The organism is Pseudomonas sp. PDM04 (assembly GCF_014851765.1).
In the GTDB taxonomy this organism is placed as follows: Bacteria; Pseudomonadota; Gammaproteobacteria; order Pseudomonadales; family Pseudomonadaceae; genus Aquipseudomonas.
Window position 1 is genome coordinate 1,217,733 of the sequence record NZ_JACVAI010000001.1, and the last position, 23,207, is coordinate 1,240,939.

The 23,207-nt window shown below is 60.9% G+C and carries 21 protein-coding genes; 7 read left to right on the top strand and 14 right to left on the bottom strand.

The annotated features are described in order from the left end of the window. The 13 genes from lpxA to rpsB form a co-directional block, all read right to left on the bottom strand. Complete coding sequence (gene lpxA / locus IB249_RS05710; protein ID WP_192302513.1) at nt 1-777, bottom strand: acyl-ACP--UDP-N-acetylglucosamine O-acyltransferase; 777 nt, start codon at nt 775-777, stop codon at nt 1-3. Further along, nucleotides 774-1,214: a 3-hydroxyacyl-ACP dehydratase FabZ gene (fabZ, locus tag IB249_RS05715; protein ID WP_110966659.1), complete on the bottom strand. Its 441-nt coding sequence runs from the start codon at nt 1,212-1,214 to the stop codon at nt 774-776. The genes lpxA and fabZ overlap by 4 nt, the downstream gene beginning before the upstream one ends. A 108-nt stretch (nt 1,215-1,322) precedes the next feature. Beyond that, entirely contained in the window at nt 1,323-2,378 is a 1,056-nt protein-coding gene (gene lpxD / locus IB249_RS05720; protein WP_192302514.1) for a UDP-3-O-(3-hydroxymyristoyl)glucosamine N-acyltransferase, read from the bottom strand. A 2-nt stretch (nt 2,379-2,380) separates the two neighbouring features. Continuing rightward, nucleotides 2,381-2,884, bottom strand: coding sequence for an OmpH family outer membrane protein (locus IB249_RS05725; protein ID WP_008000031.1), 504 nt, complete (start codon nt 2,882-2,884; stop codon nt 2,381-2,383). 44 nt (nt 2,885-2,928) lie between these two features. Further along, nucleotides 2,929-5,304, bottom strand: coding sequence for an outer membrane protein assembly factor BamA (bamA, locus tag IB249_RS05730; protein ID WP_192302515.1), 2,376 nt, complete (start codon nt 5,302-5,304; stop codon nt 2,929-2,931). Between the two features lie 74 nt (nt 5,305-5,378). Continuing rightward, nucleotides 5,379-6,731, bottom strand: coding sequence for a sigma E protease regulator RseP (gene rseP / locus IB249_RS05735; protein WP_192302516.1), 1,353 nt, complete (start codon nt 6,729-6,731; stop codon nt 5,379-5,381). A 41-nt stretch (nt 6,732-6,772) separates the two neighbouring features. Then, nucleotides 6,773-7,963 (bottom strand): 1-deoxy-D-xylulose-5-phosphate reductoisomerase, encoded by a 1,191-nt coding sequence (gene ispC, locus IB249_RS05740; RefSeq protein WP_192302517.1) that lies wholly within the window; start codon nt 7,961-7,963, stop codon nt 6,773-6,775. After that, nucleotides 7,960-8,766, bottom strand: a complete 807-nt coding sequence (locus IB249_RS05745) for a phosphatidate cytidylyltransferase (protein WP_192302518.1) — start codon at nt 8,764-8,766, stop codon at nt 7,960-7,962. Before IB249_RS05745 ends, ispC begins: the two co-directional genes overlap by 4 nt. After that, entirely contained in the window at nt 8,766-9,521 is a 756-nt protein-coding gene (gene uppS / locus IB249_RS05750; protein ID WP_192302519.1) for a polyprenyl diphosphate synthase, read from the bottom strand. Before uppS ends, IB249_RS05745 begins: the two co-directional genes overlap by 1 nt. A gap of 13 nt (nt 9,522-9,534) precedes the next feature. Then, nucleotides 9,535-10,092, bottom strand: a complete 558-nt coding sequence (gene frr, locus IB249_RS05755) for a ribosome recycling factor (protein ID WP_192302520.1) — start codon at nt 10,090-10,092, stop codon at nt 9,535-9,537. Beyond that, the gene (gene pyrH, locus IB249_RS05760; RefSeq protein WP_192302521.1) at nt 10,089-10,832 is read right to left on the bottom strand and encodes a UMP kinase; all 744 of its coding nucleotides are present in this window, start codon (nt 10,830-10,832) and stop codon (nt 10,089-10,091) included. The genes frr and pyrH overlap by 4 nt, the downstream gene beginning before the upstream one ends. Nucleotides 10,833-11,040: 208 nt before the next feature. Beyond that, nucleotides 11,041-11,904, bottom strand: a complete 864-nt coding sequence (gene tsf, locus IB249_RS05765; RefSeq protein ID WP_192302522.1) for a translation elongation factor Ts — start codon at nt 11,902-11,904, stop codon at nt 11,041-11,043. Nucleotides 11,905-12,094: 190 nt separating this feature from the next. Continuing rightward, nucleotides 12,095-12,832, bottom strand: coding sequence for a 30S ribosomal protein S2 (gene rpsB / locus IB249_RS05770; RefSeq protein ID WP_192302523.1), 738 nt, complete (start codon nt 12,830-12,832; stop codon nt 12,095-12,097). 373 nt (nt 12,833-13,205) lie between these two features. On the opposite strand from rpsB, the gene map reads away from it, so the two are divergent. The 3 genes from map (at nt 13,206) to dapC (ending at nt 18,098) form a co-directional block, all read left to right on the top strand. Next, complete coding sequence (gene map, locus IB249_RS05775; RefSeq protein ID WP_192302524.1) at nt 13,206-13,988, top strand: type I methionyl aminopeptidase; 783 nt, start codon at nt 13,206-13,208, stop codon at nt 13,986-13,988. A 59-nt stretch (nt 13,989-14,047) separates the two neighbouring features. Continuing rightward, a complete protein-coding gene (locus IB249_RS05780; protein ID WP_192302525.1) occupies nt 14,048-16,750 on the top strand; it encodes a [protein-PII] uridylyltransferase in 2,703 nt (900 codons plus the stop codon). A gap of 148 nt (nt 16,751-16,898) precedes the next feature. Further along, nucleotides 16,899-18,098 (top strand): succinyldiaminopimelate transaminase, encoded by a 1,200-nt coding sequence (gene dapC / locus IB249_RS05785; RefSeq protein WP_192302526.1) that lies wholly within the window; start codon nt 16,899-16,901, stop codon nt 18,096-18,098. Between the two features lie 48 nt (nt 18,099-18,146). Here the strand turns inward: dapC and IB249_RS05790 are convergent, their stop codons facing one another. Continuing rightward, a complete protein-coding gene (locus tag IB249_RS05790; protein WP_192302527.1) occupies nt 18,147-19,778 on the bottom strand; it encodes a Na+/H+ antiporter in 1,632 nt (543 codons plus the stop codon). A 212-nt stretch (nt 19,779-19,990) separates the two neighbouring features. Here IB249_RS05790 and IB249_RS05795 point away from each other — a divergent pair, with 212 nt between their 5' ends. From IB249_RS05795 to IB249_RS05810, 4 genes are all read left to right on the top strand, one after another. Next, nucleotides 19,991-20,353 (top strand): ArsC family reductase, encoded by a 363-nt coding sequence (locus tag IB249_RS05795; protein ID WP_225606816.1) that lies wholly within the window; start codon nt 19,991-19,993, stop codon nt 20,351-20,353. Between the two features lie 33 nt (nt 20,354-20,386). Beyond that, nucleotides 20,387-21,421: a 2,3,4,5-tetrahydropyridine-2,6-dicarboxylate N-succinyltransferase gene (dapD, locus tag IB249_RS05800; protein WP_192302528.1), complete on the top strand. Its 1,035-nt coding sequence runs from the start codon at nt 20,387-20,389 to the stop codon at nt 21,419-21,421. Between the two features lie 129 nt (nt 21,422-21,550). Continuing rightward, entirely contained in the window at nt 21,551-22,756 is a 1,206-nt protein-coding gene (locus IB249_RS05805; RefSeq protein ID WP_192302529.1) for an aminotransferase class V-fold PLP-dependent enzyme, read from the top strand. After that, a complete protein-coding gene (locus tag IB249_RS05810; protein ID WP_192302530.1) occupies nt 22,753-23,157 on the top strand; it encodes a SufE family protein in 405 nt (134 codons plus the stop codon). The genes IB249_RS05805 and IB249_RS05810 overlap by 4 nt, the downstream gene beginning before the upstream one ends. The last annotated feature ends 50 nt before the right edge of the window (nt 23,158-23,207 follow it).

Sequence of the window (23,207 nt, forward strand, 5' to 3'; positions counted from 1 at the left end):
TTAACGGGTGATGCCGCGAGTCGAAGACTGGATCGAATCGCGGAACACGGCGACTTCGGGAAACTGCGTCGAAGGCTCGGCCAGTTCGGCAAGCGCCTGCTCAACCGTCAGGCCCTGGCGGTACACCACCTTGTAGGCGCGACGCAGGGCATGAATGGCGTCTTCGCTGAAACCACGACGGCGCATGCCTTCGAAGTTCATGCTGCGCGCTTCAGCCGGGTTACCGAACACCGTGACGTACGCTGGAACGTCCTTGCCGATGGCGGTGCCCATGCCGGAAAAGCTGTGGGCGCCGATATGGCAATACTGGTGAACCAGGGTGAAGCCGGACAGGATCGCCCAGTCTTCGACGTGCACATGGCCGGCCAGCGCGGTGTTGTTGACCAGGATGCAGTGATTGCCGATGACGCTGTCGTGGCCGATGTGGGCATAGGCCATGATCAGGTTGTGATCGCCCAGGGTGGTTTCCGAACGGTCCTGGACGGTCCCGCGGTGAATCGTCACGCCTTCGCGAATGACATTGTGGTCACCGATCACCAGGCGGGTTTCCTCGCCCTTGTATTTCAGATCGGGTGTGTCTTCACCCACCGACGAAAACTGGTAGATGCGATTGTGCTTACCGATTCGGGTTGGGCCCTTGAGAATTACATGCGGCCCGATCACTGTCCCCTCGCCGATTTCCACACCTGCGCCGATGATCGACCAAGGGCCAACCTCGACGCCGTCGGCCAGGACGGCCGTCGGATCGATGATTGCACGAGGGTCAATCAAACTCATAGCTTGCGTTCCGCGCAGATGATTTCAGCGGAGCAGACCGGCTTGCCATCGACCGAAGCCTGGCATTCGAACTTCCAGATCTGGCGCTTGCAGCTGATGAACTTGGCTTCGAGGATCAACTGATCACCCGGCAACACAGGCTGGCGGAAACGCAGTTTGTCGGAGCCAACGAAGTAGTAGAGGGTGCCATCGGCCGGTTTCACGTCGAGCATCTTGAAACCCAGGATCCCGGCCGCCTGCGCCATCGCCTCGATGATCAGCACGCCCGGCATGATTGGATGCGCCGGGAAATGGCCATTGAAGAATGGTTCGTTGATGCTGACATTCTTGTAGGCGCGAATGCGCTTCTCTTCCACATCCAGATCCACGACCCGGTCCACCAGCAGGAACGGGTAACGGTGAGGCAGGTATTCGCGAATCTCGTTGATGTCCATCATATCGGGGGGAAGCCTATGTAAAGATTGGGAACGCGCGATCGACGCGCATTCCTCTAGCAAATCAAGGAGGCAGTCTAGCGGCCGGACACACTTGATGTGGAAAGGGTATCAGCCATCTGATGAAGCATTACCGTCAGGGGTCACGTCCCCTGTACGCTTTTCCAGTTGTCGCAGCCGGCGCGCGATGTCATCGAGCTGACGGATACGTGCCGCGCTTTTGCGCCATTCGGCAGCCGGTTGCATGGCCGTACCGGAAGAATAGGAGCCCGGCTCGGTAATCGAGTGAGTCACCATGGTCATCCCGGTGATGAAAACCTTGTCGCAAATTTCGATATGCCCAACCAGGCCTACACCGCCGGCGAGCATGCAATGCTTGCCGATCTTGGTGCTGCCCGAAATACCCACGCACGCCGCCATGGCGGTGTGATCGCCGATCTGCACGTTGTGGGCAATCTGAATCTGATTGTCGAGCTTGACGCCATTACCGATGAGCGTATCGGCCAGCGCGCCGCGGTCGATGGCGGTATTCACGCCAATCTCCACATCGTCGCCCACCAGAACGCCACCAATCTGGGCGATTTTCTGCCAGATGCCCTTTTCGTTGGCAAAACCGAAACCTTCGCCCCCCAGCACCGCGCCCGACTGGATCACCACGCGTTTGCCGATGCGTACGTCATGATAAAGGGTGACTTTCGGGGCCAGCCAGCCGCCCTCGCCCACTTCGCTGCGCGCACCGATGAAGCAATGCGCGCCGATGCTCACGCCGGCACCGATGCGCGCTGCGCTTTCGATGACGGCGAATGCACCAATGCTTGCCGTCGGATCGACCACCGCATCCGCCGCCACGACCGCTGTCGGGTGAATACCGGCAACCGCCTTGGGCTTGGGATCGAACAGATGGGAAATACGGGCATAAGCCAGGTAAGGGTCGGGCACGACCAGCGCATCACCGGCAAAACCTTCTGCATCAGCGGGCTTCAGCAACAGCGCTGCGGCCCGGCTGCCAGCCAGGTATTTACGGTATTGGGGATTTGCCAGAAAGCTCAACTGAGCTGGGCCAGCCTCTTGCAAAGTGGCTAGCCCAGTAATTTCCTTCTCTGCGTCGCCACGCAGGGTGGCGCCGAGGAACTCGGCCAACTGGCCGAGTTTTATGGTCGCTGTCATGATTACTTCAGCTGATTCATGCGCTCGATAACCTGGCGAGTGATGTCATATTGAGGTTTGACATCGATCACTGCGCCACGCTCGAAGACCAGGTCATAAGCACCTTTCTTGATCACCTCTTCCACAGCGCTGTCCAGTTTCGGCTTGAGCTGCTTCAGCATTTCACGGTCAGCAACGGCTTTGGCTTCGTTCAGTTCCTTGGACTGGAACTGGAAGTCGCGTGCTTTCTGCTTGAACTCGAGTTCCAGGCGCTCACGCTCGCCCTGCTGCATCTTGTCACCGCCCGCCATCAGGCGGTCCTGGATGCCCTTGGCGCTGCTTTCCAGCGTCTTGAGCTTGGTCAGTTGCGGACCAAACTTCTTCTCGGCATCCACGGCATATTTCTTGGCCGCATCGGATTCCAGCAGCGCCATCTGATAGTTCAGAACAGCGATTTTCATGTCGGCAAAAGCCGGACCTGCTACCAGTACGGAAGCCAGTAGAACCAGTTGAGTCAACTTACGCACGATGCACTCCTACAAATCCGTTGTCGTTATCTAGGGTCAGACGCTTAGAACGTCTGGCCGAGGGAGAATTGGAACACTTGAGTTTCAGCTTCATCCGGTTTCTTGATCGGCATGGCCAACGCAAAACTCAATGGACCCAGTGCAGTGACCCAGGTCACCCCCACACCGACAGAGCTGGCCATGTTGCTCAAGCTGATGTCGTTGCACTTGGTATTGGACGACGTACCGTTGGCATTGGTGGTGTCCTTGCACTGCGAGTCGAAAACGTTACCCACGTCCCAGAATACCGAGGTACGCAGGGAACGTTGATCCTTGACGAACGGCAGAGGGAACAGCACCTCCACACCGCCCTGGATCAGGACGTTACCACCGAACGGCAGCGGATCCTGGTCCGGGTCAAGCGCCGTGCCCGGGTTGTTGCCCCGGCTCGGCGTACTGCGAGGACCCAGGGTGCTGTCCTTGAAGCCACGAACCGAGTTGAAACCACCAGCATAGTAGTTTTCATAGAACGGCAAGCCATCGGTCGAACCGTAACCGTCGCCATAACCCAGTTCGGTGTGCAGGCGCATGGTGTAGTTTTCGGTCAGCGGCTGGAACAGCTGGCCGCGGTAGTCGAGTTTGAAGAACGACAGGTCGCTGCCAGGCGTCGTGCTTTCCAGCACCAGGCTTTGGGAGTGACCACGGGTCGCCAGCACACCTTTGTTCAGGGTCGATTCGGACCAGCCGGCCGACGCCTTGAAGTTCAGGTAGTTGTCGCCTTCCTTGTTAACGAAATCGAAAATCTCGTCAACGGTGTACAGGCCGGTCTTGATCTTGTCCTGTTGCACGGTCAGGCCGAAGGTCAGGCGCGACGTTTCGCTGATCGGGTAACCCACGCTTGCGCCTGCACCCAGGCTGTCAACCGCATAGCTGGCCACGTCGACGTCGAGGTCTTTGTAGTCAGTGGTGCGATAGAACGCGTTGTAGCCCAGGCTGACGCCGTCTGCAGTCCAGTAGGGGTCGACATAACCGAAGTTATAGCGGCTCTGGTATTCACTGCGGGTCAAGCCGATGCTGACCTTGTTACCCGTACCCAGGAAGTTGTTCTGGGTGATCGAACCACCGAGGATCAGACCGGCGCTCTGGGCAAAACCCACGCTGGCAGTGATCGAACCGGAAGCCTGCTCTTCAACGCTGTAGTTCACATCGACCTGGTCATCGACACCTGGAACAGCCGGCGTCTCGACGTTGACTTCCTTGAAGAAGCCCAGGCGTTCAAGACGGGTCTTGGACTGGTCGATCAGGTAGGTCGAAGCCCAGCCACCTTCCATCTGGCGCATTTCACGACGCAGCACTTCGTCTTCGGACTTGGTGTTGCCACGGAAGTTGATGCGGTTGACGTAGGCGCGCTTGCCCGGATCGACGGCGAAGGTGATGTCGACGGTGTGATCGTCATCGTGAGGCTGAGGCACGCCGTTGACGTTGGCGAAGGTGTAGCCCTCGTTACCCAGGCGGCGGGTGATCAGCTCGGACGTGGTGGTCATCAGCTTGCGCGAGAACACCTGGCCTTTCTGCACCAGCAACAACGACTTGACCTGGTCCTCAGGCACCTTCAGGTCACCGCTCAGCTTGACGTCGCGAACGGTGTATTTCTCGCCTTCGGTGACGTTGACAGTGATGTAGACGTGCTTCTTGTCCGGGGTGATGGACACCTGGGTCGAGGCGATATCCATGTTGATATAGCCGCGGTCCAGGTAATAGGAACGCAGGCGTTCCAGGTCACCGGAGAGTTTTTCACGGGCGTACTTGTCATCGTTCTTGAAGAACGACAGCCAGTTGGTGGTCTTGAGCTCGAACAGGTCGATCAGGTCTTCATCGGGGAAGACGGTATTACCCACCACGTTGATGTGCTGGATAGCGGCCACGGTACCTTCGTTGATGTTGACCTTGAGGCCGACACGGTTACGCGGCTGCGGCACCACTTCGGTGTCGACGGTCGCCGAATAGCGGCCCTGGGCGACATATTGACGCTGCAGCTCGTTGCGCACGCCTTCAAGGGTGGCGCGCTGGAAGATCTCGCCTTCGGCCAGGCCGGATTGCTTCAGGCCTTTCATCAGGTCTTCAGTGGAAATCGCCTTGTTGCCTTCGATTTCGATACTGGCGACCGACGGGCGCTCGACGACCGTGATGACCAGGACGTTGCCATCGCGACCCAGCTGGATATCTTGAAAGAACCCGGTTTTGAACAGCGCACGAGTGGATTCCACCAGGCGACGATCATCCGCCTGTTCACCGACGTTCAGCGGCAACGCACCAAAGACGCTACCCGCGGAGACCCGCTGGAGGCCATTGACGCGAATATCAGAGATGGTGAAGGACTCGGCGTGAACTTCGGCGATCATCAATACGGAGAGAACCGCAGTTAGCAGCAGACGTTTCATGAAGTCCTTTCTTATTCCAACTGGCAATAAACAAACTGCCGCAAAATGCGGCAGATTCGCAATTCAGCGAAGTGTTACAGACGACCCAAATCATTGACCAGAGCGAGCAACATCACCCCGACCACCAAACTGATGCCGATCTGTATCCCCCAACCCTGCACCCGATCCGACAAGGGACGACCACGCGCCCACTCGATCAGATAGAACAGCAAATGCCCCCCATCCAGTACAGGAATGGGCAACAAATTCAGAACCCCCAGGCTAATACTCAGATAAGCAAGGAAATTCAGGAAATCAGCGACGCCCGACTGGGCAGAAGCGCCCGCCACTTTAGCAATGGTTATCGGTCCACTCAAGTTTTTTACCGAGAGCTCGCCGAACAACATTTTCTTGAGCGAATCGAGAGTCAGGATGCTCATGGTCCAGGTGCGTCGAGCACCCTCGCCGATCGCAGCCAAAGGCCCGAAGCTGACTTCGCGGACCATTTCCGGCGGCCAGTCCACGGCTTTCACCCCGGCGCCCAGGTAACCACTCGGTGCCTTGCTCTCGCCGCGAGCCGCCAAGGTCACAGGGACGTCGATTTGAGCACCATCGCGCTCGACGCGCAGCAGGATTTTGGTATCCGGATGCATACGAACGGTATCGACCACCTGCTGCCAGTCATCGACCGCCTTGCCATCGAGCGCCAGCAGGCGATCGCCGGTTTTCAGGCCGGACGCCTGCGCCGGGCCTTTCGGGTCGATTTCGGCCAGTACCGGCGGAAGCGCCGGACGCCAAGGGCGGATACCCAGCGAGCGAATAGGGTCCGGCTCGTCGGCCCCCTTGAGCCAGCGGTCCAGAGCCAGTTCACGTGGCGAATCCGCCGTTGAACCCGGCTCACGGACCAGCACCTGCAGCGAACCGCTCTCACCGAGACGACGTACCAGCTGCAGGTTCACCGCCCCCCAGCCCGAGGTCGGCTCGCCATCGATGGCAACGATCTCCTGACCCGCGCTCAAGCCAGCCTTGGCGGCAATGCTGCCGGACTCGACGGCGCCAATGACCGGACGCACCTGCTCGCTGCCCAGCATCGCGAGCACCCAGAAAAAAACCAGGGCCAGCAGAAAGTTGGCAATGGGCCCGGCGGAAACGATGGCGATACGCTGACGGACGGATTTGCGATTGAAGGATTGATCGAGCTGATCGACGGGCACTTCGCCTTCGCGCTCGTCGAGCATCTTGACGTACCCACCCAACGGGATCGCGGCCACGACGAACTCGGTCCCCTGCTTGTCGTGCCAGCGCAGCAACGGCATGCCGAAGCCAACGGAGAAACGCAGCACCTTGACCCCACAGCGACGCGCGACCCAGAAATGGCCGAACTCGTGGAAGGTGACCAGCACGCCCAGGGCTACCAGGGTGCCGACAATCATATAGAGCGCGCTCATCTATTTTCTCCGCAATCCTATCCAGTGCCGCCAGGCGACACTCACCGCCCGTGACGACTCAACCACTGGCTGGCCAGAACCCGCGCTTTCGCGTCGGCCGTGAACACCGCCTCGAGATCATCCACCGCAACCACCGGTTCGAGATTCAACACTTCCTCGATGATACTCGCGATTTCCAGATAGCGAACCCGCCCGTCGAGAAACGCCGCCACTGCCACTTCATTGGCGGCGTTCAGCATGGCCGGTGCACTGTTGCCGGCCTCGGCTGCCTGACGCGCCAGGCGCAGGCAGGGGAAACGATCTTCGTCGGGCGCTTCGAAGTCCAGGCGCGCCACGGCGAACAGGTCCAGCGGCGCAACACCTGAATCGATGCGTTCCGGCCACGCCAGGGCGTTGGCGATCGGCGTGCGCATGTCAGGGTTGCCCAACTGGGCCAGCACCGAACCATCGACATAGTCCACCAGCGAATGAATCACGCTCTGCGGGTGAATCACCACTTCGACCTGGGATGGCCTGGCGTCGAACAGCCAGCAGGCCTCGATCAGTTCGAGCCCCTTGTTCATCATGCTCGCCGAGTCCACCGAGATCTTGCGCCCCATCGACCAGGTCGGGTGGGCACAGGCCTGATCGGGGGACACATCGGACAATTGCGCCAAGGGTGTCTGCCGGAACGGCCCACCGGAAGCGGTCAGCAAAATCCGCCGCACCCCAACCTGCCCCAGGCCACGGGAAAAATCCTGCGGCATGCATTGAAAAATCGCGTTGTGCTCGCTATCGATCGGCAGCAGCACCGACCCGCTTTTACGCACGGCATGCATGAACAGCGCGCCGGACATGACCAGCGCTTCCTTGTTGGCCAGGAGGATCTTCTTGCCCGCCTCCACCGCCGCCAGGGTCGGGCGCAGGCCCGCCGCACCGACGATGGCCGCCATCACCGTATCGACTTCAGGATCGGAAGCGACCTGGCACAGGCCCTCCTCCCCCACCAGAACCCGCGTGGCCAGCCCCGCCGCACGCAGGCTCTCCTGCAGGACCTGGGCGGCATTCTGCTCCGGCACCACGGCAAACCGCGGGGCATGACGGACGCACAGTGCCTGCAGCTCGCTCAGTCGGGCGAAGCCGCTCAAGGCAAACACCTGATAACGCTCGGGATGACGGGCAATAACGTCCAGCGTGCTCAGGCCGATCGAGCCGGTCGCACCCAGGACAGTGATTTGCTGAGGGCTGCTCATGGCGCGGTCATCCACAACAGTACGGCGAAGACAGGGATCGCAGCCGTCAGGCTGTCGATGCGATCGAGCACGCCGCCGTGACCCGGCAGCAGATTGCTGCTGTCCTTGATCCCGGACTGGCGCTTGAACATGCTTTCGGTGAGATCACCCACCACCGAGATAAAGACAATGACAGCGGCACCGATCAGACCGATCAGCACCTGGGCGAAGCTCCAGTCACGCGCGAAACCGACGACGGCGGTGATCACCAGGCTCAACGCCAGACCACCGTACACGCCCTCCCAGCTCTTGCCAGGGCTGACCTGAGGGGCGAGCTTGCGCTTGCCGAAGGCGCGGCCGGAAAAATAGGCGCCGATGTCGGCCCCCCAGACCAGCACCATCACCGCCATGATCAACCAGTTGCCCAGGGGCTCCTGTTTGATCTGGACCAGACCTTGCCAGGCCGGCAACAGGATCAGCAGGCCGATCACCAGCTTGCAGGCGGCACTGGACCAATGCTCGCTGGAGCGCGGGTAAGTCAGCACCAGGTACGTTGCCACGGCCCACCACAGCACCGAAGCGCCCAGCACCCAGGGCGCCAACCCCGGCAGGATGTACATCACAAACAGCATCAGCGCGACCACCGCCGCGTAGCCGACGCGCATCGATTGAGCGGTGAAACCCGCCAGACGCGCCCATTCCCAGGCACCCAGCGTCACGACCAGCCCGATGAACAGCGCAAAGCCGGAGCCCTGGAGCAGGAAAAACCCGCACAGGGCGATCGGCAGCAGGATCAGCGCGGTGATGATTCGTTGTTTAAGCATTAAACCCGGGCCCCAGCCTCGACCTGCTCGCTCGTTTTACCGAAGCGACGCTGGCGAGAAGCGAAATCGGCCAGCGCGTTGCGCATGGCGTCGTGTTTGAAGTCCGGCCAGAACAGGTCGGAGAAGTACAACTCGGCATAAGCCAGCTGCCACAGCAGGAAGTTACTGATGCGATGCTCGCCACCGGTGCGGATGCACAGGTCCGGCAACGGCAGGTCACCGGTCGCCAGGCAGGTTTGCAGCAACTGCGGCGTGATGTCCTCCGGACGCAGGTGACCGGCCTGGACTTCACGCGCCAGACGCTGCGCCGCCTGGGCGATATCCCACTGGCCGCCGTAGTTGGCGGCGATCTGCAGGACAAAGCGGTTGGCGCCCGCCGTCATGGCCTCAGCCTCGCGCATGGCGGCCTGAAGCTCCGGATGAAAGCGCGAGCGGTCGCCAATGATGCGCAGGCTGATGTTGTTGTCATTCAGGCGCTTGGCCTCGCGACGCAAGGCCTTGAAGAACAGGTCCATCAACGCGCTGACTTCATCGGCCGGGCGCTGCCAGTTCTCACTGGAGAACGCGAACAGGGTCAATACCTCGACCTTGGCCTCGGCACACACCTCAATCACCGCACGAACGGCATCCACCCCCGCTTTATGCCCGGCGACACCCGGCATAAAGCGTTTTTTCGCCCAGCGATTATTACCATCCATGATGATCGCGACATGGCGCGGCACCGTGGGCGGCGCAACCTGCTTGTTCTTTTCCATGAAAAAGCGACCCTTAGACGGCCATCAGGTCTTTTTCTTTCTGCGCCAGATTGGCGTCGATGATAGCCACGTGCTTTTTGGTCAGTTCGTCGATCTCGCCGATGGCGCGACGCTCTTCGTCTTCACTGATTTCCTTTTCCTTGACCAGATCCTTGAGCTGGCTGTTAGCGTCGCGACGGATGTTGCGCACCGCCACACGGGCGTCTTCGGCCACATCGCGAGCCTGCTTGGTGAAGCCTTTGCGGGTTTCCTCGGTCAGGGCCGGCATGGAAATCAGCAGCAGCTCGCCCAGGTTGGTCGGGTTGAGGTTCAGGCCTGCGCTACCGATGGCCTTGTCCACAGCACCGAGCATGTTGCGCTCAAAGGCGACGACCTGCAGGGTCCGGGCGTCCTTGACGGTGATGTTCGCCACTTGCTTGATCGGGGTGTCGGCGCCGTAGTAAGGCACCATCACACCTTCCAGAATGCTCGGGTGCGCCTGGCCGGTACGGATGCGACCGAAGTTGTGGGCCAGGGACTCGACCGACTTCTGCATGCGCTCTTGAGCGTCTTTCTTGATTTCGTTGATCATTGTTGAACTTCCTCGATCAGGGTGCCTTCGGCGCCGCCATGCACGATATTCAGCAGGGCGCCGGGTTTGTTCATGTTAAATACGCGCAACGGCATGTTGTGGTCGCGGCACAGGCAAATAGCCGTCAGATCCATCACGCCCAGCTTGCGATCCAGTACTTCATCGTAGGTCAGATGATCGAACTTCTCGGCATGCGGGTCCTTGAATGGATCGGCAGTGTAGACGCCATCGACCTTGGTCGCCTTCAACACCACATCGGCATCGATTTCGATCGCGCGCAGGCAAGCCGCAGAATCCGTGGTGAAGAACGGATTGCCGGTACCGGCCGCGAAAATCACGACTTCCTTGGAATTGAGGTGACGCATGGCTTTGCGACGGTCGTAATGGTCGGTCACGCCCACCATTGAAATGGCCGACATCACGATGGCCGAGATATTGGCACGTTCCAGCGCGTCGCGCATGGCCAAGGCGTTCATCACAGTGGCCAGCATGCCCATGTGGTCACCCGTGACCCGGTCCATGCCCGCTGCGCTCAGTGCAGCGCCACGGAACAGGTTGCCACCACCGATCACCAGACCGACCTGAACGCCGATGCCGACCAGTTGGCCGACTTCCAGCGCCATGCGATCCAGAACTTTCGGATCGATCCCGAACTCTTCCGAGCCCATCAGGGCCTCGCCGCTAAGCTTGAGTAGAATGCGTTTATAGCGAGCCTGATAACCACTGCCCTGCTGAGCCATTGCGAATCTCTCCTGCGGCGTATTGAAAATTCTTTGCGAGCTGTTTACAGCTGGCTGTTTACTCTTGTTGGCGCTGCTTCAGCGCCATCGGAACATGGCTTTGTAAGCCAGTTCCAAAGGGAAACCAATTAAAATTTGGCTCCCCATCTGAAAAGAGGCTGCGCGCGTGAGCGGGCAGCCTCTTCTGGGCGACAGTTGAAAAACCGTCTTACTGCTTGGCAGCAGCCAGCTGTGCGGCAACTTCTTCAGCGAAGTTGTCGACTGGCTTCTCGATGCCTTCGCCAACCTTGAAGTAGGTGAAGGAAACGATTTCAGCACCGGCTTTCTTGGCCAGAGCGCCGACGGTGATTTCAGGGTTCATCACGAAGGCTTGCTCAACCAAGCTGGCTTCGGCCAGGAACTTGGTGATACGACCAGCGATCATCTTCTCGACGATTTCAGCTGGCTTGCCTTTCATCTTGTCTTCGTTCAGCTGCAGGAAGACACCCTTCTCGCGCTCGATGGCTTCTGGCGAAACCTGCGAAGGCAACAGGAACTCTGGGTTGCTGGCCGCCACGTGCATGGCGATTTCCTTGGCCAGTTGGACGTCGCCGCCCTTCAGGACAACGGCAACACCGATCTTGTTACCGTGCAGGTAGGTGCCAACCACGTCGCCTTCAACGCGAACCAGGCGACGGATGTTGACGTTCTCGCCAACTTTGGCCACCAGGGCTTCACGGGCCGATTCCTGAGCGGCGATCAGCGGAGCTGCGTCGGTCAGTTTGTCAGCGAAGGCTTTTTCCACGCTGGCAGCAACGAAGTTCTTGAAGTCGTCTTGCAGGGCCAGGAAGTCGGTCTGCGAGTTGACTTCCAGCAGCACGGCTGCCTTGTCGTCAGCCTTGATGGCGATAGCGCCTTCAGCGGCAACGTTGCCGGCCTTTTTAGCAGCCTTGATAGCGCCCGAAGCGCGCATGTCATCAATGGCTTTTTCGATGTCGCCGCCAGCCTTTTCCAGGGCCTTCTTGCAATCCATCATGCCTTCGCCGGTACGTTCGCGCAGTTCTTTAACCAGCGCCGCAGTAATTGCTGCCATTTCAAATTCCTCTTGGATAGGTTTTCAACCATTCCACCCGATCGAACGGGCGTTCAATTCTTCCCGAACCACCGTTGCTGGCTGCCACACGTTACCAATAAGGCAGCGGGCGCCGACAAACGGTTTTCGAGGTGGCAAAAAGGGGGCCAAGCCCCCTTTTTGCTTACTGAGTCAACGCCAGGGGCGTCAATTACTCAGCTGCAGCTGCCGGAGCTTCTTCAACGAAAACTTCGGTGCCGCCGGAAACGTTGTTGCGACCACGGATAACAGCGTCAGCCATCGAACCCATGTACAGCTGGATGGCGCGAATGGCGTCATCGTTGCCTGGGATGATGTAGTCAACGCCTTCCGGGCTGCTGTTGGTATCGACTACGCCGATAACCGGGATGCCCAGCTTGTTGGCTTCGGTGATCGCGATGCGCTCGTGATCAACGTCGATAACGAACAGAGCGTCTGGCAGACCGCCCATGTCCTTGATACCGCCCAGCGAACGATCCAGCTTCTCAAGATCGCGAGTGCGCATCAGCGCTTCTTTCTTGGTCAGCTTGGCGAAGGTACCGTCTTCGGCTTGCACTTCAAGGTCACGCAGACGCTTGATGGAAGCACGGATGGTTTTGAAGTTGGTCAGCATGCCGCCCAACCAGCGGTGATCGACGTACGGCGAACCGCAACGTGCTGCTTCTTCAGCAACGATCTTGCCAGCGGAACGCTTGGTGCCGACGAACAGAATCTTGTTTTTGCCCTGGGCCAGGCGCTCTACGAACGTCAGAGCGTCGTTGAACATTGGCAGGGTTTTTTCAAGGTTGATGATGTGGATCTTGTTACGCGCGCCGAAAATGTATTTACCCATTTTCGGGTTCCAGTAACGGGTCTGGTGACCGAAGTGCACACCGGCCTTCAGCATATCGCGCATGTTGACTTGGGACATGATAGTTCCTTAATAAGTCGGGTTTGGCCTCCACGTATCCCAATGACCAACCAGCAGCATCAGCTGAAGGCACCCAGGTCATCGTGTCGACACGTGTGTGGATTTAAGCCTTTCGGGGTATCCCCGGAAAGCGGCGCATTTTATACCACAAGGCTTGCAAAAACGGAACCCGGATTGTTGATTCCTGGTGCACACCCTCTCGCAGGCCCTTGGAAACGCACGGGAATGCGCCTATCTATAGAGAGAAGCGATGCACAGACGCTCAGGTTTGCGCCGATGGTCTGTTAGAATCGCGTTTTTCAGGGCGGCGAAGTTCCATCGCACACTGCCCATTCCGTGTTAGCAAGCGCCATCGAGCGCAGAGAGAGCCTGTATGACCGTCACCCTCAAAACCCCGGAGGACATCGCCAAAATGCGTGTCGCCGGCAAACTGGCCGCCGATGTGCTGGAAATGATTGCTGAACATGTCAAGCCGGGCGTGACCACCGAAGAACTGGACCGCATCTGCCACGACTACATCGTCAATGTGCAGCAAGCCATTCCTGCCCCGCTCAACTACAAGGGCTACCCGAAGTCGATCTGCACGTCGATCAACCATGTGGTCTGCCACGGCATTCCCAACGAGAAGCCGCTGAAGGATGGCGACACGCTGAACATCGACGTGACCGTCATCAAGGACGGCTACCACGGCGATACCAGCCGCATGTTCCACGTCGGCACCGTGCCGGTGTGGGCCGAGCGCCTGTCGCAAGTCACCCAGGAATGCATGTACAAGGCCATCGAGATCGTTAAACCCGGCTGCCGCCTGGGCGACATCGGTGAAATCATCCAGAAGCACGCGGAAAAGAACGGCTTCTCGGTGGTCCGCGAGTTCTGCGGCCACGGCATTGGCAAGGTGTTCCACGAAGAGCCGCAGATCCTGCACTACGGCCGTGCCGGCACCGGCATGGAACTGCAAGCCGGCATGACCTTCACCATCGAGCCGATGATCAACCAGGGCAAGGCCGACACCAAGGTGCTGGGCGATGGCTGGACCGCGATCACCAAGGACCGCAAGCTGTCGGCGCAGTGGGAGCACACCCTGGTGGTGACCGAAACAGGCTACGAGATCTTCACCTTGCGCAGCGATGACACCATCCCGCGCGTCTCGGCCTGATCCGAACTGCATTGCTCCCATGCTCAATAGACAGCCTTTATAGAAAGGAAAGCCAATCGATGCCGCAGGTGGACCCCGAACTCTTCGACCGTGGCCAGTTCCAGGCTGAACTGGCCTTGAAGGCCAGCCCCATCGCGGCATTCAAGAAGGCCATCCGCCAGGCCCGCGAGGTGCTCGACGGGCGCTTTCGCGCAGGCCGGGAGATTCGCCGGCTGATCGAGGATCGTGCCTGGTTCGTCGACAACATCCTGCAAAAGGCCTGGGAGCAATTCGACTGGAGCGAAGACGCTGATATCGCGCTGGTCGCAGTGGGCGGCTACGGGCGCGGCGAGTTGCACCCTTACTCGGACATCGACCTGCTGATCCTGCTGGACAGCGCCGACCACGAAGTTTTCCGCGATTCCATCGAGCGCTTCCTGACCCTGTTGTGGGACATCGGCCTGGAAGTCGGCCAGAGCGTGCGCTCCGTCGACGAATGCGCCGTGGAGGCCCGCGCCGACCTGACGGTCATCACCAACCTGATGGAAAGCCGCACGATTGCCGGCCCTGAACGCTTGCGCCAGCGCATGCTGGATGTCACCAGCACCGCGCACATGTGGCCAAGCAAGGAATTTTTCCTGGCCAAGCGGGCCGAGCAGAAGGCCCGCCACCACAAGTACAACGACACCGAGTACAACCTGGAACCCAACGTCAAAGGTTCACCGGGCGGGCTGCGGGACATCCAGACCATCCTGTGGGTGGCCCGTCGCCAATACGGCACCCTGAACCTGCGGGCACTGGCCGGCGAAGGTTTCCTGGTGGAAAGCGAAAACGCCTTGCTGGCCTCTTCCCAGGAGTTCCTCTGGAAAGTGCGTTACGCGTTGCACATGCTCGCCGGCCGCGCCGAAGATCGCCTGCTGTTCGATCACCAGCGCGCCATTGCCAAGCTGTTGGGGTTCGAAGGCGACGACGCCAAGCAGGCCGTCGAAAACTTCATGCAGCAGTATTACCGGGTGGTGATGAGCATCGCCCAGCTCAGCGACCTGATCATCCAGCACTTCGAGGAAGTGATTCTCGCCCCGGAAGACGAGGCACCGCCACAACCGATCAATTCGCGTTTCCAACTGCATGACGGCTACATCGAGGCACGCAACGACAACGTGTTCCGGCGCACGCCGTTCGCCATGCTGGAAATCTTCGTGTTGATGGCCCAGCAGCCGGAAATCAAGGGCGTGCGCGCCGACACCATTCGCCTGCTGCGGGAAAACCGTCACCTGATCGACGATGATTTTCGCAACGATATTCGCAACACCAGCCTGTTCATCGAGCTGTTCAAGTGCAAGATCGGGATCCACCGCAACCTGCGGCGGATGAACCGTTACGGCATTCTCGGGCGCTACCTGCCGGAGTTCGGCTTTATCGTCGGGCAGATGCAGCACGACCTGTTCCACATCTATACGGTCGACGCGCACACCCTGAACCTGATCAAACACCTGCGCAAGTTGCAGTACACCCAGGTTTCGGAAAAATTCCCGCTGGCCAGCAAGCTCATGGGCAAGCTGCCCAAGCCCGAGCTGATCTACCTCGCCGGCCTGTACCACGACATCGGCAAGGGCCGGCACGGCGATCACTCGGAGATCGGCGCGGTGGATGCCGAGGCCTTTTGCCAGCGCCACCAACTGCCGGTCTGGGACAGCCGCCTGATCGTCTGGCTGGTGCAAAATCACCTGGTGATGTCGACCACCGCCCAGCGCAAAGACTTGTCCGATCCGCAGGTGATCCACGACTTTGCCCAGATCGTCGGTGACGAAACCCATCTCGACTACCTGTACGTGCTGACCGTCGCCGACATCAACGCCACCAACCCGACGCTGTGGAACTCCTGGCGCGCCAGTCTGTTGCGCCAGCTCTACACCGAGACCAAGCGCGCCTTGCGTCGCGGCCTGGAAAACCCGGTGGACCGCGAGGAGCAGATTCGCCAGACCCAGAGCGCCGCTCTGGACATCCTGGTACGCGGCGGCACCGATCCGGACGATGTCGAGCAGTTGTGGGCGCAGTTGGGTGACGACTATTTCCTGCGCCACACGGCGGGCGACGTCGCCTGGCACACCGATGCGATCCTGCAACAGCCGGCCGACGGCGGTCCGCTGGTGCTGATCAAGGAAACCACCCAGCGCGAGTTCGAGGGCGGTACGCAGATCTTCATCTATGCGCCGGACCAGCACGACTTCTTCGCCGTGACCGTGGCCGCGATGGACCAGTTGAACCTGAACATCCACGATGCCCGGGTCATCACCTCGACCAGCCAGTTCACCCTCGACACCTACATCGTGCTCGACACCGACGGCGACTCGATCGGCGACAATCCGGCGCGGGTCAAACAGATCCGCGACGGTTTGACCGAAGCCCTGCGCAACCCGGACGACTACCCGACGATCATCCAGCGGCGGGTGCCACGCCAGCTCAAGCATTTCGCCTTCGCGCCCCAGGTGACGATCCACAACGATGCCCAGCGTCCGGTCACGGTGCTGGAACTCAGCGCGCCGGATCGCCCAGGCCTGCTGGCCCGGATCGGCACGATTTTCCTCGAATTCGACCTGTCGCTGCAGAACGCCAAGATTGCGACCCTGGGCGAACGGGTGGAAGACGTGTTCTTCATCACCGACGCCCACAATCAGCCGCTGTCCGATCCATTGCTGTGCAGCCGCTTGCAGGACGCGATCGTCGAGCAACTGAGCGTCAATCAGGAACCCGATATCAAACTGTCGCGCATCAGTATCTGAATCAATAAAAGCCCTCCCCTCTCTGTAGGAGCGAGCTTGCTCGCGAAGGTGGCCCAGACGACACGGGTGATCTGATACCCCGCGTCATCGTTGACGACCATCGCGAGCAAGCTCGCTCCTGCGGAGGAGGGACCGAACGAGAAATACCATGAACAACGCCTTGTCCCAGTTGCAACCCTACCCGTTCGAGAAACTCCGCGCCCTGCTCGGCAGCGTCACGCCCAACCCGGACAAGCGCCCGATCGCCCTGTCCATCGGCGAGCCGAAGCACCGTTCGCCGAGCTTCGTCGCTGAAGCCCTGGCCAGCAACCTGGAAAAAATGGCGGTGTACCCGACCACCCTCGGCATCCCGGAGTTGCGCGAAGCCATCGCTGCCTGGTGCGAGCGCCGCTTCAACGTTCCCGGCGGTTGGCTCGACCCCGCACGCAACGTGCTGCCGGTCAACGGCACCCGTGAGGCGTTGTTCGCCTTCACCCAGACCGTGGTCAATCGTGGCGACGACGCACTGGTGGTCAGTCCGAACCCGTTCTATCAAATCTACGAAGGGGCTGCGTTTCTCGCCGGGGCCAAGCCGCATTACCTGCCGTGCCTGGACGAGAACGGCTTCAACCCGGATTTCGACGCGGTATCCCCGGACATCTGGAAGCGCTGCCAGATCCTGTTCCTGTGCTCGCCGGGCAACCCGACCGGCGCACTGATCCCGATCGACACCCTGAAGAAACTGATCGCCCTGGCCGACGAACATGACTTCGTGATTGCCGCGGACGAGTGCTACAGCGAGCTGTATTTCGACGAACAAACCCCGCCGCCGGGCCTGCTCAGCGCCTGCGCGGAACTGGGTCGCCAGGACTTCAAGCGTTGCGTGGTGTTCCACAGCCTGTCCAAGCGCTCCAACCTGCCAGGCCTGCGCTCCGGCTTTGTCGCGGGCGACGCCGAGGTGCTCAAGGGCTTCCTGCTGTATCGCACCTACCACGGCTGCGCGATGCCGGTTCAAACGCAACTGGCCAGCGTTGCTGCCTGGAATGACGAAGTGCATGTGCGCGCCAACCGTGCGCTGTACCGCGAGAAGTTCGACGCCGTGCTGGCAATCCTCAGCCCGGTGCTGGACGTGCAGCGTCCGGACGGCAGCTTCTACCTGTGGCCGAACGTCGCCGGTGACGACGCAGCCTTCTGCCGCGATTTGTTCGAACAGGAGCACGTCACCGTCGTGCCGGGTTCCTATCTGTCGCGGGACGTCGATGGCGTCAATCCGGGGGCCGGTCGCGTGCGCATGGCCCTGGTTGCGCCGCTGGCCGAGTGCGTCGAGGCCGCTGAACGCATTCGCGACTTCATTCAGCGTCGCCAGTAACGCGCGCCCGCCCCTGCAGGAGCGAGCTTGCTCCTGCAGGGGTGGCGGTCATCTCACCTGACCCAGCTTGGCCTCACTCAAGTCCAGCTCCGCCAGTACCTCGCGCAACACGTCATCGCCGATCTGATGGTGACGGCTCAGCCGGTACAACTCCAGGCGCTGCGCCCGCAACGCATTCAAGCGCAGGCGCCGCTCCAGCAAGTCCATCTGAAACGCCAACGCCTGGGCTTCCGCCGAATCGTTGAACACCTCCAGCTGATGCCGATACTCGGACATGATCCGCGCCTTCAGTTCAGCGGCCAACGCTGCCTCCGCCGCGTCCTGGGGCTTGGCCTCCTCGGCTTCGAGCGCATGAATCGCCGCTTCGGCGGTTTTGCGCCAGGCGTCGCGCACTTCGTTGCGACGCTGGTCATCCGGGCTCTTCTCGATGCCGCGCAGCAACAGGGGCAAGGCAATGCAGGCTGCGATCAATGACAGCAGGATGACCCCCGCCGCGATGAAGATCAGCAGGTCGCGTTCGGGAAATGCCGCGCCCGCCATCAACATCGGCACCGACAACACACCCGCCAGCGTCACCGCCCCGCGCACACCACCGACCGTCAGCAACCAGCACGAACGCGCGGTCGGCACGCTGACCATTTCGCCCTTGCCGCGCCAACGCCGCAGCCAGCCCGACAAGCGCCAGATGCTCTGCACCCAGACAAACCGCAATACCAGCAGCACCAGGAAAATCGCGACAACGTCGAAGCACCGATAGAGAAGGGTCGGCCACACCGAAGCTTCGTTGCTGACCACGGCTTTGATGATGTCCGGCAGTTGCAGGCCGAGCAGCAGGAAAATCAGGCCGTTGAAGGCGAATTCCAGCAACGACCAGACGCTGCGGTTGAGCAATCGGGTGCTGGTCTGGCGCGGCAGCAGGTCAAGCCAGCTCTGCATCATCCCCGCCGCCACGGCCGACAGAATGCCCGATGCGCCCAGTCGTTCGGCCACTACATAAGCGGCAAACGGCAGAAGCAGCATGAACACCACGTGAGTCGCCGGATCATCCCAGCCACGTGCGATCATCCACGAGCGCAGACGGCCGACCAACCAGCTCAGCGCCACCCCGACGGCGAGACCGCCGACGGCCACCAGCACGAACGTGACACTGGCGTCGGTCAGCGAAAACACCCCCGTCAGCGCCGCCGCCAGGGCGAACTTGAACGTCACCAGGCCCGAGGCATCGTTCATCAACGCCTCGCCCTGCAGCATATGCATCAACGGCGTCGGCAAGCGGCTCTGGGCAATCGCCGACACGGCCACGGCATCCGTCGGCGACAACACCGCCGCCAGGGCAAAGGCCACCGGCAGCGGAATCGTCGGCAACAGCCAATGAATGAAGTAACCGGCGCCCACCACGGTAAACAGCACCAGGCCAACGGCCAGGGTCAGGATCGGCCCGCGCAGACGCCAGAATTCACGCTTGGGCATGCGCCAGCCGTCGGAGAACAGCAACGGTGGCAGGAACAGGAAGAGAAACAATTCCGGGTCCAGCGCCACATGCAACCCCAGGGTCGGCCATGCCAACAGGGCGCCAGCGGCGATCTGCACCAGCGGCAGGGGCAACGGAATCACCCGTCCGACCAGGCGGGAAACGCTGACCAGCATTAACAGGATCAGGACGGTGTAAGCGGTTTGCATAAAGCGGGATTCCTGGACAATCGACAGCGTTGAAGTGCCATATTAGCGGCTTAGACTAAGGTCTGACCGTTACACCAATGTCGCAGGTTATCGCGTGAACGCCCCTTGAACGGTGGGAGCGGAGGCAAATCCACCTGGACCGCCGCGAAACCGTCCGGTCATGGCATAATCCTTCACCTTTTTTCTCCAGCACCTGTAAAGGGGGCAATTCCTTGACCGTTTCAAGTAAAACGTTGCACCTTTTCGGCATCAAGGCCTGCGACACCATGAAAAAGGCGCGCACCTGGCTCGATGAACACGCTGTCAGCTATGACTTTCATGATTACAAGACGGCCGGAATCGACCGTGAACACCTGAGCCAATGGTGTGATGAGCACGGCTGGCAAGTGGTGTTGAACCGTGCAGGCACGACCTTTCGCAAGCTCGACGACGAACGCAAAGCCGATCTCGACCAGTCGAAAGCCATCGAACTGATGCTCGCTCAACCCTCGATGATCAAGCGCCCGGTGCTCGATCTCGGTGACCGAACCCTGATTGGCTTCAAGCCAGATATCTACGCGGCAGCGCTCAAGTAAGCCTGCCCGTTCAATTTCGTTAGAGGTATTTACATGTCCACTACCCCATTCAGCCTGGCCTTTGGTGTCGGCACCCAAAACCGTCAAGGCGCCTGGCTGGAAGTGTTTTACGCCCAGCCACTGCTCAACCCTTCGGCGGACCTGATTGCGGCCATCGCACCGGTCCTGGGCTACACCGACGGCAACCAGGCCATCACCTTCACCACCGCCCAGGCCTCGCAGCTGGCTGACGCCGTCAAGGGCGTCGACGCGGCGCAGGCAGCCCTGCTGACCCGCCTGGCCGAGAGCCACAAGCCGCTGGTCGCGACCATCCTCGCCGAAGACGCGCCGCTGACCTCCACGCCCGAGGCTTACCTCAAGCTGCACCTGCTCTCCCACCGCCTGGTCAAGCCGCACGGCCTGAACTTGGCCGGCGTGTTCCCGCTGTTGCCGAACGTGGCATGGACCAGCCAGGGCGCGATCGACCTCGCCGAACTGGCCGAGCACCAGCTCGAAGCCCGCCTGCGCGGTGAGCTGCTGGAAGTGTTCTCGGTGGACAAGTTCCCGAAAATGACCGACTACGTGGTCCCCGCCGGCGTGCGCATCGCTGACGCGGCGCGTCTGCGTCTGGGCGCCTACGTGGGCGAAGGCACCACCGTGATGCACGAAGGCTTCATCAACTTCAACGCCGGCACCGAAGGCCCGGGCATGATCGAAGGCCGCGTCTCCGCAGGCGTGTTCGTCGGCAAGGGTTCGGACCTGGGCGGCGGCTGCTCGACCATGGGCACCCTGTCCGGTGGCGGCAACATCGTGATCAAGGTCGGTGAAGGCTGCCTGATCGGCGCCAACGCCGGTATCGGTATCCCGTTGGGCGACCGCAACACCGTGGAATCGGGCCTGTACGTCACCGCCGGTACCAAAGTGGCGCTGCTGGACGAGAAGAACCAACTGGTCAAAGTGGTGAAGGCTCGTGAGTTGGCCGGTCAGACCGACCTGCTGTTCCGCCGCAATTCGGAAACCGGCGCCGTGGAATGCAAGACCCACAAATCGGCGATCGAACTGAACGAAGCGCTGCACGCTCACAACTAAGCGCCGTATGCCCCGATAATGTGGGAGCCAGCCTGCTCGCGATGATCTCCTCGAGACCGTCATCGCGAGCGGGCTCGCTGCCACAGGGTTTGGCGTTCACCCCGCCCATGTTCGACAGGGCCCGATAGCATGATGATTCTCTCCCCCTGGCGCGCCGACTTTCCGGCCATCGCCGCCCTGCAACGGCAAGACCAGACCTACCTGGACAACGCCGCCACCACGCAAAAACCTCAAGCCCTGCTGGATGCCCTGGCGCATTACTACGCCAATGGCGCGGCCAACGTGCATCGCGCGCAGCACTTGCCCGGCGCACATGCCACCCAGGCCTTCGAAGACAGCCGCAGCAAGGTCGCCCAGTGGCTCAATGCCGGCGATGTCGGGCAGATCATCTTTACCCACGGCGCGACCTCCGCGCTGAATCTCCTGGCCTATGGCCTGGAGCACCTGTTCAACCCGGGCGATGAAATTGTCGTCAGCGCGCTGGAGCACCACGCCAACTTGCTGCCCTGGCAGCAACTGGCCCGGCGTCGCGAGGTGAAACTGGTCATCCTGCCGCTGGATGACGATGGCTTGATCGACCTGGATGCCGCCGCCTCGTTGATCGGCCCGCAGACCCGTTTGCTGGCGGTCAGTCAGCTGTCCAACGTGCTCGGCGCCTGGCAGCCGTTGCCAACCCTGCTGGCGATGGCCAGGGCACAGGGCGCGCTGACGGTGGTCGATGGCGCTCAGGGCGTAGTCCATGGCCGCCACGACGTGCAGGCCATGGGTTGCGACTTCTATGTGTTCTCCAGCCACAAGCTCTATGGCCCCGATGGCCTGGGCGTGCTGTTCGCTCGCCATGAAGGGCTCGAACACCTGCGCCATTGGCAGTTCGGCGGTGAAATGGTGCTGGATGCCGACTACCAGCACGCACGCTTTCGCCCTGCCCCGCTGGGGTTCGAAGCGGGCACGCCGGCGGTTTCGAGTGTGATCGGTCTGGGCGCGACGCTGGATTACCTTGCCGGCCTCGACCCACACGCCGTCTCGGCCCATGAAGCGGCGCTGCATGACCGCCTGGTGAAAGGCCTTGAAGCGCGTGACGGGGTTCGTCTGCTGGGCAAGCCGCAACTGGCACTGGCGAGTTTCGTCGTCGAGGGTGTGCATAACGCGGACCTCGCCCATTTACTGACGGAACAGGGGATCGCGGTGCGCGCCGGTCACCATTGCGCCATGCCGTTGCTCAAAAGCTTCGAACTGGCAGGGGCCATCCGTGTGTCCCTGGCGCTGTACAACGATTCCGAAGACCTCGAGCGCTTTTTCCAGGCACTGGATCAGTCACTGGAGCTGCTGCGATGAGCCTGCCTGCGGACGCCGGGGCAGCGCTGGACACCTTCCGCAATGCGGCGAGCTGGGAACAGCGGGCACGCTTGCTGATGCAATGGGGCGAACGCCTGCCGGCCCTGAGCGACGAGCAAAAGGTCGACGCCAATCGCGTGCACGGTTGTGAAAGCCGAGTGTGGCTGGTGGGGTCGCTGCACGACGGTCACTGGCAGTTTGCTGCCAGCAGCGATGCGCGGCTGATCCGCGGCCTGGTGGCGTTGCTGCTGGCGCGGGTCAACGGCTTGTCGGCGGAGGAGTTGCGCCAGGTGGATTTGCCTGACTGGTTCAACCAACTGGGGCTGAGCCGGCAGCTGTCGCCTTCGCGCAGTAACGGCTTGAATGCGGTGCTCCAGCGGATGAACGAGTTGGCCGGCTAACCGCCATCGCGAGCAGGCTCGCTTCCACAGGAGCCCGCATTCCAACGGTG